Origin of the sequence: Wohlfahrtiimonas sp. G9077 (assembly GCF_002252155.1) — a bacterium.
Lineage (GTDB): Bacteria > Pseudomonadota > Gammaproteobacteria > Cardiobacteriales > Wohlfahrtiimonadaceae > Wohlfahrtiimonas.
This window is the reverse complement of the sequence record NZ_NEFD01000005.1, coordinates 24478-38002: the sequence shown is the minus strand read 5'-3', so window position 1 is coordinate 38002 and position 13525 is coordinate 24478. Positions and strand designations below refer to the sequence as shown.

14 protein-coding genes are annotated in these 13525 nt (G+C 45.2%); 12 read left to right on the top strand and 2 right to left on the bottom strand.

Annotated elements, in window-relative coordinates; translation table 11 throughout:
- Nucleotides 1-92: 92 nt before the first annotated feature.
- Nucleotides 93-584: a DUF4124 domain-containing protein gene (locus tag B9T20_RS07420; protein WP_094490472.1), complete on the bottom strand. Its 492-nt coding sequence runs from the start codon at nt 582-584 to the stop codon at nt 93-95.
- Nucleotides 585-642: 58 nt separating this feature from the next.
- Nucleotides 643-1842: an amidohydrolase gene (locus tag B9T20_RS07415; protein WP_094490471.1), complete on the bottom strand. Its 1200-nt coding sequence runs from the start codon at nt 1840-1842 to the stop codon at nt 643-645.
- A gap of 180 nt (nt 1843-2022) precedes the next feature.
- Between B9T20_RS07415 and ndhC the strand changes: the two genes are divergently transcribed.
- Genes ndhC through nuoL form a run of 12 tightly spaced genes read left to right on the top strand, consistent with a single transcriptional unit; the run spans nt 2023 to nt 13515 of the window.
- Nucleotides 2023-2385: an NADH-quinone oxidoreductase subunit A gene (gene ndhC / locus B9T20_RS07410; RefSeq protein ID WP_026165777.1), complete on the top strand. Its 363-nt coding sequence runs from the start codon at nt 2023-2025 to the stop codon at nt 2383-2385.
- Nucleotides 2376-2861: an NADH-quinone oxidoreductase subunit B family protein gene (locus tag B9T20_RS07405; protein WP_008316088.1), complete on the top strand. Its 486-nt coding sequence runs from the start codon at nt 2376-2378 to the stop codon at nt 2859-2861. The genes ndhC and B9T20_RS07405 overlap by 10 nt, the downstream gene beginning before the upstream one ends.
- Before the next feature lie 9 nt (nt 2862-2870).
- A complete protein-coding gene (locus tag B9T20_RS07400; protein WP_094490470.1) occupies nt 2871-3566 on the top strand; it encodes an NADH-quinone oxidoreductase subunit C in 696 nt (231 codons plus the stop codon).
- Entirely contained in the window at nt 3566-4816 is a 1251-nt protein-coding gene (locus B9T20_RS07395; RefSeq protein ID WP_094490469.1) for an NADH-quinone oxidoreductase subunit D, read from the top strand. The genes B9T20_RS07400 and B9T20_RS07395 overlap by 1 nt, the downstream gene beginning before the upstream one ends.
- Nucleotides 4817-4845: 29 nt before the next feature.
- Entirely contained in the window at nt 4846-5361 is a 516-nt protein-coding gene (gene nuoE, locus B9T20_RS07390; protein WP_008316093.1) for an NAD(P)H-dependent oxidoreductase subunit E, read from the top strand.
- Entirely contained in the window at nt 5361-6644 is a 1284-nt protein-coding gene (gene nuoF / locus B9T20_RS07385) for an NADH-quinone oxidoreductase subunit NuoF (protein ID WP_094490468.1), read from the top strand. The genes nuoE and nuoF overlap by 1 nt, the downstream gene beginning before the upstream one ends.
- Nucleotides 6644-8944, top strand: a complete 2301-nt coding sequence (gene nuoG / locus B9T20_RS07380; protein ID WP_094490467.1) for an NADH-quinone oxidoreductase subunit NuoG — start codon at nt 6644-6646, stop codon at nt 8942-8944. Before nuoF ends, nuoG begins: the two co-directional genes overlap by 1 nt.
- Before the next feature lie 3 nt (nt 8945-8947).
- Complete coding sequence (gene nuoH, locus B9T20_RS07375) at nt 8948-9991, top strand: NADH-quinone oxidoreductase subunit NuoH (protein WP_094490466.1); 1044 nt, start codon at nt 8948-8950, stop codon at nt 9989-9991.
- Between the two features lie 14 nt (nt 9992-10005).
- Nucleotides 10006-10497 (top strand): NADH-quinone oxidoreductase subunit NuoI, encoded by a 492-nt coding sequence (nuoI, locus tag B9T20_RS07370; RefSeq protein WP_008316099.1) that lies wholly within the window; start codon nt 10006-10008, stop codon nt 10495-10497.
- A gap of 12 nt (nt 10498-10509) precedes the next feature.
- The gene (locus B9T20_RS07365) at nt 10510-11175 is read left to right on the top strand and encodes an NADH-quinone oxidoreductase subunit J (RefSeq protein ID WP_094490465.1); all 666 of its coding nucleotides are present in this window, start codon (nt 10510-10512) and stop codon (nt 11173-11175) included.
- Nucleotides 11176-11177: 2 nt separating this feature from the next.
- Entirely contained in the window at nt 11178-11510 is a 333-nt protein-coding gene (nuoK, locus tag B9T20_RS07360) for an NADH-quinone oxidoreductase subunit NuoK (protein WP_094490464.1), read from the top strand.
- Between the two features lie 4 nt (nt 11511-11514).
- Nucleotides 11515-13515 (top strand): NADH-quinone oxidoreductase subunit L, encoded by a 2001-nt coding sequence (gene nuoL / locus B9T20_RS07355; protein ID WP_094490463.1) that lies wholly within the window; start codon nt 11515-11517, stop codon nt 13513-13515.
- Nucleotides 13516-13525: the final 10 nt, after the last annotated feature.

Genomic DNA, 13525 nt, shown 5'->3' with positions numbered 1-13525 from the left:
AAGTTGCTTTCTCAACAGAAAATATTAACGAAAAAATGGAGCTGCAAAGCTCCATTTGTAAAATGCTGAATCACTATAGAACTCGATGGCGTCTATTGTAAACAATATTGTTCTAAATTATCTATGTTTGCTTTGTAGTGCGCATCGATTTGCGTGTCATTCATGGGGATGGTTTCACCTTGGCGCGACACCCACATTAGGGATGCCACCTCACCTTTTTTCAATGCTTCAAAAGTGGCAATGTTCGCTTGTACCGTTTGGCAGAAGGTCATTTCACTCATTTTTTGAGCGGCGCTTAAGTTGGTGGCAACCGGTGCATCATTGTCATTGCTGATGGTTTTGCGGCCGTTTGGCATTTCCACTAAAACGGCGGCGCTGGTGCGCATGATGTCCACTTTTTTCACGGTGGCAGGCGTCGATTTTTCTTCTTTATCTTTGAAGTTTAGAATCTGTTCGCGGGTCTCTTCTGGTGCATATTCAGTGTAATGCACCACGCCTTCACTGTCTGTCCAACGATACATTTGCTGTGCATGAGCACTGATGGAGCAGAGGATGAATAGACAAATATAAAACGATTTTTTCATAGTTGTTCGCTGTCTTTTAGTGTATTGATTCAATAGTGATCATATTAGCATATAATTCTTACTGTGCGTTATCCAAAAAGTATTGGGCAAGGGTCGCCCAATAAACCCCACCATACAATAAGTTATCGTCGTGAAAGTCAAAACCTGCGTTGTGCAGTTTATTGGTTGAAGAATCATGGCCATTGCCGATATAAACATACGCACCTTTTTGATCGGCGAGCATAAAACCAAAATCTTCCGCGCCCATCGATGGCACTTTGTCGGTCACAATGTCTTTAGCATCAAACAGTGTTTGGGCAGCCTTTAGGGCAATCTCGGTCTCTTTGGTGTGATTAATGGTGGCGATGTAACCGTCGGTTAAGCGCACATCTGCCTGTCCGCCAAAGGTTTGGCAGATGCCATGGGTCACTTCTTCAATGCGGCGCTTGACCGTATCGCGCACCACAGGATCAAAGTAGCGCAATGTACCGGTGAGTTGAACAGTTTGTGGAATCACATTGTGCGCTGTGCCGCCATGAATGGTGCCGATGGTGATGATGGCGCTGTCAATCGCTGATAAGTTACGGGCAGGGATGGTTTGCAGTGCCACAATGAGGTGTGCTGCCATCACAATGGTATCAACGCCTTTATAAGGGTGCGCCGCATGGCAGCCAACACCATGAAGGTCAATGTCAATGGCAACCGTGCCCGCCATCTGTGGGCCATCTTTAATGAGCAATTGGCCAACGGGCGCGCCCGGAAAATTATGCATTGCATAAACCGCATCAACAGGGTATTTTTGAAAGAGCCCAGCATTGATCATATCGCGGGCGCCCGCGCTGTCTTCTTCATTTGGTTGAAAAATGAGCAAAATTTCCCCGTCAAAATTAGCTTCTTCTTGTAAGTACTTTGCGGCGAACAATAACATGGTCAAATGCCCATCGTGACCGCACGCGTGCATGATTCCGTCGCTTTTTGACTTATAGTTAAGATTGGTACTTTCGTCAATTGGAAGTGCATCTATATCCGCGCGCAGCGCGACCCTTTTGGTGCTTGTGCCTTTTTTCAAAAGAGCAACAACGCCAGTCTCTAACAATGAACAATCTGTCGAGATTCCCCAAGATTCGAGTAACTCTTTGATTTTTTCGGTAGTTGAGAACTCTTTTTTTGATAATTCAGGGTGTGCATGAAAATGGCGGCGCAGTTCAACAAATTCGTTTGTATGATTTTTGAACCATTGGATTGTTTCTTGATTTTCGTCTAGAAAGTTTAAGGTCATATCTGGTGATCTCCCAAAAGAGTTATTTTCTGTTACTATATGGTACCGTCAAAACCAGAAATCGTTGAAGGGTTTTTCGGTGAGAATAAAATAAGCAATACGCCGTTACTAGCATATTTGCAGCAGGGCGCTAGTCAAGGTAACGCTTGCCACCAACAAATTGTAATTGATCAGAAGAGGATAATCGCTATGATGGATTATTTGCCGATACTCGTTTTTATTGGGTTTAGCCTCATCTTTGGAATAATCTTAGTTGCTTTGGGTTACTTCTTATCGCCCAAAAAAGACACTGTTGAAAAATTATCTCCCTATGAATGTGGCTTTGAAGCATTTGAAGATGCACGCATGAAATTCGACATTAGATTTTATCTAGTGGCGATTTTATTTATTGTTTTCGATTTAGAATTAGCATTTTTAATCCCATGGGCAGTGGTATGGCGAGAAGTTGGAATGGTGGGCATCAGCGCCGTTTCAGTTTTCCTATTTTTGCTCGTTGTGGGATTTGCATATGAGTGGAAGAGAGGGGCATTAGAATGGGAATAGAAGGTGCTTTAGATAAAGGATTCATGACCACGACGCTAGACAGCGCGATGAACTGGGCACGCACAGGATCCTTATGGCCAATGACGTTTGGTTTGGCATGTTGCGCAGTTGAGATGATGCATACAGCAGCTGCACGTTATGACTTAGATCGATTCGGAAACTCCGTATTTAGACCTTCACCGCGTCAATCAGACTTAATGATTGTGGCAGGAACCCTCACCAATAAAATGGCCGTGGCACTTCGTAAAGTTTACGATCAAATGCCTGAGCCAAAATGGGTATTATCCATGGGATCGTGTGCCAATGGCGGCGGTTACTATCACTATTCTTATGCAGTTGTGCGCGGCGTTGATCGCGTGGTGCCAGTTGATGTGTATGTGCCAGGTTGTCCACCAACACCTGAGGCGCTCATCTACGGCATTTTACAATTGCACAAAAAAATTAAACGCACCAGCACCATTGCGCGTTTGAGCTAGGGGGAAACGATGTCGGTTATTTTAAGACCAGAAACTATTTTAACGACATTATCGTCAGTATTAGGCGATCGCATTGTCTCAAGCAAGATTGCCAGAGATGAACTGACCATCGTGGTGGACAGTGACCAATTGCACGAAACCTTGTCGTTACTCAAAGAGAATGACAAGATGCCATTTTGGCAGTTGATGGATGTTTGTGGCGTCGATTACGCTGCTTACGGCATCGCCGAATGGGATGTGGAGGCCAGCAATCACGGCTTTAGTCGCGCAGTTGAAGAAGGCGCGGTCGGTAGAAGTGAAGCGGCATTAGATCAAGCGCGTGCAAACCGTGAAATGCCAAACCGCTTTGCCGTGGTTTATCATTTGTTATCAATGCACAGCAATGCGCGCGTTCGTGTCAAAACATACATGAAAGATGACAACTTCCCAATGGTGGATTCTGTTGTAGACATCTTTAAAAGTGCCAACTGGTTTGAGCGTGAAGCGTTTGACTTGTTTGGCATTATTTTTAACGGCCATCCTGATTTGCGCCGTATTTTGACAGATTATGGTTTCATCGGTCATCCACTTCGTAAAGACTTCCCATTAACAGGGCGCGTTGAGATTTGGTATGACCCAGAGTTAGAGCGTGTGGTGTATCAACCGGTGACCATTGAGTCACGTGTTGTCATTCCGCGTGTGATTCGCAAAGAGGAGCTGAACTAATGGCAAACATTGAAAACTATACTTTAAACTTTGGTCCTCAGCATCCGGCGGCGCATGGTGTATTGCGCTTGATTCTAGAACTCAATGGTGAAACCATTATGCGTGCCGATCCTCACATCGGCTTGTTGCATCGTGGGACAGAAAAATTGGCAGAAGCCAAACCGTTTAACCAATCGATTGGTTATATGGATCGCATGGACTATTCATCGTGTATGTGTAATGAGCATACGTATGTATTGGCCATTGAAAAGGCGCTCGGCATTGAGCCACCAATTCGCGCAAAATACATTCGCTCACTCTTTGATGAAATCTACCGTCTGCAAAACCATTTGATGTGGTTAGGCGCGCACGGGATCGATTTAGGCGCAATGGGCATGTTGTTATATTGCTTCCGTGATCGTGAAGACTTGATGGATATGTGTGAAGCCACAACCGGCGCGCGTTTGCATCAGTTCTTCTATCGTCCGGGCGGCGTGGCAAAAGACATTCCGGATGTTATGCCAAAATATGAAGTCAATAAATTTAGAAATCAGAAAAAAGTGGATCGCTTAAATAAGCCACGTGAATCGTTTACTGACTTTGTGATCGATTTTACCAACCGCTTTGAAAAACACATCGAAGAGTATAAAACCCTGTTATTTGAAAACCGCATTTGGAAACAACGTGTGGTGGGTATTGGTACAGTGACGGCTGAAGAGGCCATGAACTTAGGTTTAACAGGTCCGATGCTTCGTGGTTCTGGCGTGGCTTGGGACTTACGTAAAACTCAGCCTTATGCGGCGTATGAATATTTAGATTTTGACATTCCTGTGGGTAAAAATGGCGACTGTTATGACCGCTTCTTAGTGCGTGTAGAAGAGATGTATCAATCAAACCGCATTATTAGACAGTGTGCACAGTGGTTGGCAGAAAACCCAGGGCCAGTCATGCTCGAAGAGAGCGTTGTTTCGCCACCTAAACGCGCTGAGATGAAAGAGTCCATGGAAGACTTGATCCAGCAGTTTAAATTGTATTCAGAAGGTTATTGTGTGCCAGAAGGTGAAGTGTATGCCGCCATTGAACATCCGAAAGGTGAAATGGGCGTTTACTTGATCTCAGACGGTGCCAATAAACCGTATCGAATGAAGGTGCGACCTGCGGGCTTCCCACATTTAGCAGCGTTAGAGACTTTGACGAAAGGTCATATGCTTGGGGATTTGATCGCCGTCATCGGGACATTAGACTTAGTGTTCGGCGACATCGATCGTTAAATATTGATAACTGAATTAAGGCATAGATTATGAGTGCAAAAGAAATTTTAACGGAGCGTTCACGACAAGAGATCGACAAATGGTTGAAGCATTTCCCAGAAGATCGTAAACAGTCTGCGCTTTTAGCTGCTTTAAGAGAAGTTCAGCATGATAACAATGGTTATTTAACCACTGAATTGATGGATGCCGTGGCCGATTACTTAGGTTTGCCACCGATCGCTGTGTATGAAGTGGCAACTTTTTACTCCATGTATGAAACAAAACCATGTGGTAAAAACTCCATTTCAGTGTGCACAAACATCTCTTGTATGTTGCGCGGCGGTGAGAAAATCTTGGCCCACGTTGAAAATAAGCTTGGCATTAAAGCGGGTGAATCAACGGCAGATGGCGTTTTCTACTTGAAGAAAGAAGAAGAGTGCTTAGCCGCTTGTAGCTATGCACCGGCGATGCAGATCAATCATGTTTATTATGAAAACATCACGATTGATAAGATCGATGAAATATTAGATGCAATTGCAGCAAGTGCAGAAAAGGGTGAACACTGATGATGAATCAAGTTTGTTATTTTACACTTGGTCACGATAACCCATGGTCCATCAAAACCTATGAAAGCTTAGGGGGTTATGATGCCTGGCGCCGTATTTTAAACGGTGAATTGACTCGTGAAGAAGTGATCGAAATGGTCAAAGCCTCTGGGCTGCGTGGTCGTGGTGGTGCAGGCTTCCCAACGGGCGTAAAGTGGAGCTTTATGCCAAAAGGTGAAGGCATCACGCGTTATGTGGTGTGTAACTCCGATGAGTCAGAGCCCGGTACTTGTAAGGATCGCGATATTTTGCGCTTCAATCCACATGCATTGGTGGAAGGCATGGCGATCGCAAGTTATGCCATGGGCGCACGTCACGCATACAACTACATGCGCGGTGAATTCTTAGATGAACCAGCGATTCGTTTCCAAGGTGCATTAGATGAAGCGTATGCTGCAGGTTTATTGGGTGAAAACATTAAAGGCACCGGTATTTCTGTGGACATTCACCCGGCAATTGGTGCGGGTGCTTACATTTGTGGTGAAGAGACAGCACTTTTAGAATCCTTAGAAGGTAAAAAAGGTCAACCACGCTTTAAGCCACCATTTCCTGCCGCTGTGGGTTTATATGGCAAGCCGACCACCATCAATAATACCGAATCTTTATCATCGGTTGGCCGCATCATTCGTAACGGTCCTGAATGGTTTGCAAACCTTGGGATTCCGGGCGCAGGCGGACAAAAATTATTTGCCGTCTCTGGCCACATTGAGAAACCTGGCAACTATGAAATTGCTTTAGGTACGCCATTTTCTGAATTATTGGATTTATGTGGTGGCGTTTGGAAAGGTCGCCGATTAAAAGCGGTGATTCCAGGCGGATCTTCTGTGCCTGTTGTTCCGGGTGATTTAATGATGCAAGCGAACATGGATTATGATTCGATTGCAAAAGTCACCGGTTCCATGCTCGGTTCTGGCGCTGTGATTGTGATGGATGAAACCACGGATATGGTGAAGGCATTGCGTTGTTTATCGCGTTTTTACTTCAGTGAATCTTGCGGACAATGTACGCCGTGCCGCGAAGGCACCGGTTGGTTGTATCGCGTTGTGGATCGCATTTTGCAAGGTAAAGGTGTGCCAGAAGATTTAGAGCGCTTAGAGCACATTGCCAATAACATTGGCGGACGCACCATTTGTGCATTAGGGGATGCGGCAGCAATGCCTGTATTGAGTTTCATCAAACATTTTGGCCATGAATTTGCATATTACATCGAGCATGGTAGATCTATGGTTGAAGGAGCGGAATAATGACTGAGAAAAAAATGCTCTCCATCGAAATAGATGGCAAAAAGTTTGAAGCAGAAGCGGGTCGTTCGGTCATTGATGTGGCCGATGAAGTGGGCATTGCGATTCCACGCTTTTGTTATCATGACAAATTATCCATCGCAGCAAGCTGCCGCATGTGTTTAGTGGACATCGAAAGAATGCCAAAGCCCATGCCAGCGTGTGCCACACAAATTGCCGATGGCATGATCATCCGTACGCGTAATGAAAAAGCGCGCGCCGCACAAAAAGCGGTGATGGAGTTTTTACTCATCAATCACCCATTAGATTGCCCTGTGTGTGATCAAGGTGGTGAGTGTGAGTTACAAGATAATTCTGTGGAATTTGGTCAAAAACATTCTACATACATCGAAGAGAAGCGCCATTACGAAAAAATTAACATCGGACCACTTGTTGAAACTTACATGAACCGCTGCATTCAATGCACGCGTTGTGTGCGTTTTGGAGAAGAGATTGCAGGGCTTCGTGAATTAGGCGGTGTGGATCGCGGTGATCGTTTAGAAATCACCACATATGTGAAGCATTCGATGACCTCAGAAGTGTCCGGTAACATCATTGATTTATGTCCAGTGGGCGCATTGACGGCCAAGCCTTCTAAATTCCAAGGCAGACCTTGGGAATATAAAAAGCATGATTCAATCAGCATTCATGATGGCTTAGGCACCAACACGTCGATTCACACATTGCGTGGCAACATTGCCCGCGTGGTTTCGCGTCAAAATGAAGCCATCAACCAAGTGTGGATTGCGGATCGTGATCGCTTTAGCTATGAAGCGAACTTCAGTGTTGATCGCACGCAAGCGCCGATGATTCAAAATGAAAAACAACAATTGGTGAAAACTGATTGGCTCAGTGGTTTAAAGGCCACGCGCATGGTAATTGAAGGCGCTGTGAAAAACTTTGGCGCCGATCAAGTGGGCATTTTTGTCTCCCCAAGCGCGACAGTGGAAGAGCAGCTATTGACTGCGAAATTGGCCAAAGCATTGGGCATCAAAAAAATTGATGCTCGCTTGCGTCAAATCGATTTCAGTGGCGATGCAGTGGAGCCAAAATTCAGAAGTTTAGGTTTGCCGATTGCGGATGTAAAAGCATTAGATCGCATTTTCTTAGTGGGCGCAGATCCACGTTTAGAGATGCCAGTTTTGGCCATTGACATTCGTCAAGCTGTGAAAGATGGCGCGAAAGTTGCCATGCTCAATGCTTACGATACCGATCAATTGCATCCAACGGAAGCGCTCATCACATCGCCAAAAGATTGGGTGAATGTGTTGTCTGTGATTTTAAAAACCGTTGCAGGTCACACAGGCGCAACCATTGCACCAGAATTGAGCGCGATTGTGAACAATGCCACCACAGATGTGGATGTTGCACATGCCGCTCAGCTCTTTATGCAAGAAGGTAAACACTGGATTGTGCTCGGTAAAGATGCCGTGTCACATCCTGATTTTTCTGTGATCAGAGCATTGGCACAAAACATTGCAACTGCATCACACGGTGCATTCGGTTATTTATCAGAAGGCGCAAACTTAACTGGCGCTTATTTAGCGGGTGTTGCAAAAGGCAATACGCATCAAATGCTCACAGATGGCTTAAAGGCTTATATTTTAGTGGGCGCAATTGATCCTGAACATGATTTCATCGAGCGAAAAGTAGCACTCACTGCCCTTAAGCAAGCGGAGCTTGTGGTGGCATTGACGCCGTTTGCCTCTGAAGCATTGTTAGATCTGGCCACCATCATTTTACCAGCAGCAGCTTGGGGTGAAACCGATGGCAGTTTAATGAATGTCGAAGGCACATTGCAAACGGTCAAAGCGGCTGCTGAGCCGTTGTTTGAGGCTAAGCCACTTTGGAAAATTTTACGCGTGCTTGGCAATGAGTTTGAATTATCAGGCTTTGATTATGTGACGTGTGCTGATGTATTGGCTGATCATCAAGCGGCATTGTCCACAGCAGGGCAGGGCAATCAAATGCCATATGCCAATAATTTACGTGTGAAAGATTGGCGCAATGATGCGTTAGTGGCTGTGCCAATGGAATCCATCTATTCAATGGATGCTTATGCACGACGCAGTGAAGCCTTACAAGCAACGCCACTTGCCCCACGTAAACGCGTGACGGGTGATTTGTCCATCACACAAACACAATGGGTGATTGAAGGGCAAGAGTTTGGCGTGCGCTCGACGGCAAAAATGGCCGCCAATTGCCTACGCATCCCAAGGGAGTATGGTTTGATGATTGATTATTACGAAGCGATCGAGGGGTAAGCCATGGATATGATTAAAGCGATTATTGATTACCCGCTCGTTTGGGCCTTTTTGAAAACCTTGGCAGTGATTTTGCCAGTGGTGATCGCGGTGGCATATATGACATATGCAGAGCGCCGCGTGCTGGGTTTCATGCATGTGCGTTTAGGGCCAAACCGCGTGGGACCATTTGGTTTACTTCAGCCGTTTGCGGACTTGATTAAAATGGTCTTTAAAGAGTGGATCATTCCTTCTTCTGCAAATAAGGTGTTTTTCATTCTCTCGCCAATCATCATTGTCACAACGGCATTTGCCGCATGGGCTGTGATTCCATTTTCAGATGGTTTGGTGGCATCAAACATTGATGCGGGCGTACTTTATGTTTTAGCCATGACGTCGCTCGGTGTGTATGCCATCATTTTAGCCGGTTGGGCATCGAACTCTAAATACGCCATGATCAGTGCCATCCGAAGCGGTGCGCAGGTGATCTCATATGAATTGGCGATGGGCTTTGCGTTAATCACGGTCATCATGTTGGCCGGTTCAATGAACCTCACGAAGATCGTTGAAGGCCAAGCGGGCATGAGTGTTTTGAAATGGTATTTCATCCCATTGTTGCCCATGGCAGTTTTATACTTCATCGCCGGTGTTGCGGAAACCAACCGTGCGCCATTTGACTTAGTGGAAGGTGAGTCCGAAATCGTGGCAGGTTTCCACATCGAATACTCAGGCACAGGCTTTGCCTGCTTCTTCTTAGCAGAATATGCGAACATGATTTTAGTGTCAGCATTGGCCTCGCTCTTATTCTTTGGCGGTTGGTTGTCACCATTTGCAGGCATTCCTGGCATCGAAAGCATTCCGGTGATCGGTGAAAATGGCCTCTTTTGGATGGTGATCAAAATGTCGTTTTTCCTCTTCACTTACATCTGGTTAAGAGCGACATTCCCAAGATACCGTTATGACCAAATCATGCGTCTAGGTTGGAAGGTATTCATCCCATTGACCATTGGTTGGATTTTCTTCGTGATCGTGTTGTATGCGCTCGGTATTAACTATTGGTTTCAATAGAGTAGGAATTAGCAATGTTTAAGAAATTAAAATCAATCTATGCAACCTTCTCTTTATTAGAGTTGAGAAAAGGGTTGGCGATTACATTTCGTTATATGTTTCGCCCGAAAATTACCATCAGTTATCCCGAAGAGAAGACGCCGCAATCACCGCGTTTTAGAGGTTTGCATGCATTGCGCCGTTACCCAAATGGGGAAGAGCGCTGCATCGCTTGTAAATTGTGTGAATCTGCGTGCCCTGCGCAAGCGATCAACATCGAGTCAACTGAACGTGAAGATGGCACTCGCCGCACCACGCGTTATGACATTGATCTCTTTAAATGCATCTTCTGTGGTTTGTGTGAAGAAGCGTGTCCGGTCGATTCTATCGTATTGACGCGCACCTTTGACTATCACATGGAAGAGAAGGGCGACAACATTATGTGTAAAGAAAAACTCTTAGCATTAGGGGATCGTTTAGAACCTCAAATCGCTAAGGATCGCGCAGCAGACGCGAAATTTCGCTAAGGGAGGCTGCAGATGTTATTAAAGATTCTATTTTATGTTTTTGCACTCATCTTGATCTATTCAGCGGTGAGAGTAATCACAGCACGCAATCCCGTCACAGCGGTGATGCACTTGATTTTGTGCTTTGTGACCACAAGTGCGACATGGATGCTCATTCAAGCTGAGTTTTTAGGGCTCGCCTTAATCGTCATTTATGTGGGTGCAGTGATGGTGCTTTTCCTCTTTGTGGTGATGATGATTGATATTTCCACAGAGCTTGTGAAACAAGGATTTGTGAAGTATTTGCCCCTTGGCATTGTGCTCACGCTCATTATGATCGTTGAAATGGCGATGGTATTGGTGGGTAAACAATCTTTGTTCCAAGAAACGCATCCATACGCTGCACAAGTGATTGATGGTGCAATGGCTGCAAGCTACAGCAACACAAAGCAATTGGGCTTATTTCTATACACCCATTACATTTATGCCTTTGAGATCGTTGCATTGATTTTATTGGTGGGCATGATTGCTGCCATCAGCTTAACGCTTCGTCCACGTCGTGCGTACACAAGATTCATGCCAGTGAGTGAACAACTCAAAGCGCATCCAGAAGATCGATTACAAGTGGTGAAAATGGAACCTTCCAAATGGGAAGCGCTTCCTGTAGAAGCACCTGCGACTGAAAAAGGGGAGGGCTAAACATGCAATTGTTGGTAACCGATTATATTATGCTGGCCAGCACAGTGTTCTGTCTTGGGATGGCAGGGATATTCATCAATCGTAAAAACATCGTTGTATTATTGATGTCCATTGAGTTGATGTTATTGGCCTCGAATATTTTATTCGTCGCGTTTTCTAAATTCTCTGGCAACTTTATGGTCCCAACGACAGAAGACCCTGCAGGACAGGTGTTCGTTTTCTTCATTCTTGCGGTGGCAGCGGCAGAAATTGCCATTGGTTTGGCCATCCTTGTCTTGGTGTATCGAAAACGTCAAACCATCAATGTCGATGAAATGGATGAGTTAAAAGGATAATGCAATGAAAACGATCTATCTATTAATCGCATTTTTACCGCTCATTGGCGCGGCATTCGCAGGGCTTTTATGCCGTGTGATTTCAAACAGAATGGCGCACACTGTGACCATCGCTTTAGTGGCGGTCTCTGCGGCATTGTCTGGTTATGCATTGTATTTGCATGGCACTGGCGAAGTGCCAACCTTTAATGGCAACGTTTACGAATGGATGAGCGTGGGTAATTTAGCCGTCGCGGTGGGTTTCCTTGTGGATAACTTAACAGCGATGATGCTCGTTGTGGTGACGTTTGTCTCATTAATGGTGCACATCTATTCCATCGGCTACATGAAAGGTGATCCGGGTTATAACCGTTTCTTCAGTTATATTTCGCTCTTTACTTTCTCAATGTTGATGCTTGTGATGTCAAACAACCTCATGCAACTCTTCTTTGGTTGGGAAGCGGTGGGTTTGGTGTCTTACTTATTGATTGGCTTCTGGTTCAAGCGCCCAACGGCAACCTATGCAAACATGAAAGCCTTCATCGTCAACCGCGTTGGTGACTTTGGCTTTATCGTCGGGATTGCTTGTATGGTTTACTTAACCGGTCACTTGCATTATGCAGACATCTTTGAGAGCGTGAAAGAAGGTAGTTTCCTTACACAAAAATTTGCGTTCTTAGGCACAGAATGGAGCGTGATCACCTTTGCAGCGATCTTCTTATTCATCGGTGCAATGGGTAAATCAGCACAAGTACCTTTACATGTTTGGTTGCCTGATTCCATGGAAGGCCCAACGCCAATTTCAGCATTGATTCATGCGGCAACGATGGTCACAGCGGGTATCTTCATGGTGTCTCGTTTATCTCCGATCTTTGAATTGTCTGATGCAGCTTTATCCTTCATCATGATCATCGGTGCGATCACTGCATTGTTCATGGGTATTTTGGGTATTTTCCAAAATGACATCAAACGCGTGGTGGCTTATTCAACATTATCGCAATTAGGCTATATGACCGTTGCTTTAGGTGCATCTGCTTACTCAGCGGCGGTGTTCCATTTAATGACACACGCATTCTTTAAAGCATTGCTCTTCTTAGCGGCAGGTTCTGTCATCATTGGCATGCACCATCAGCAAGACATGCGCTTTATGGGCGGCCTTCGTAAGAAAATGCCAATCACATGGTTCACTTGTTTGATCGGTACATTGGCATTGATCGGTACGCCGTTCTTCTCTGGTTACTTCTCAAAAGATGCCATCATCCTTGCGGTTGAAAACAGCACCATCTTTGGCAGTGGCTTTGCGTACTTCTCAGTGGTGGCGAGTGTGTTCATCACAGCGGTGTATTCATTGCGTTTATATTTCTTAGTGTTCCATGGTAAACCTCGTTATCAAGTAGACCCAACGATGGGCGAGCATGATCATAAAGAAGGTTTTGTGGCACATGAACCGCATGAGTCGCCAGCTGTTGTGACTGTTCCATTGATTCTATTGGCCATTCCATCATTATTGGTGGGTGTCTTTGTGGCCAAAGACTTCATCATGGGCACATTCTTACAAGATGCGATCACAGTCAGCAATGCACACCCTGCAATGGCAAAAGTGGCTGAAGAGTTTGGCAGCGTTTGGCACATGGGTTTACATGGCTTTGTTTCTGTCCCTGTATGGTTAGCCATCATCGGCGGCTTCTTTGCTTGGTATGCTTACTTGAAAAAGCCAACTGTGGAAACAGCATACTTATCAGCGTTAGATCGCACTGGCGTCCTCAAAGTGTTCACCAATAAATACTACTTTGATGATTTCAACCAGAAATACATTGCCGATGGGGCAGTGGGTTTAGGCCGCTTCTTCTGGAAGAATGTGGACGATCGCTTGATCGATCAAACAGCTGTATATGGTTCTGCTACGTTAATGTCTAAATTAGGTGGCGTATTTAGAAAACTTCAAACCGGTTATCTCTTCCATTCCGCCTACTTAATGGCATTTGGTTTGGTGGTATTGATGACTTGGGTAATCATTTTTAAATAAGGACATAATG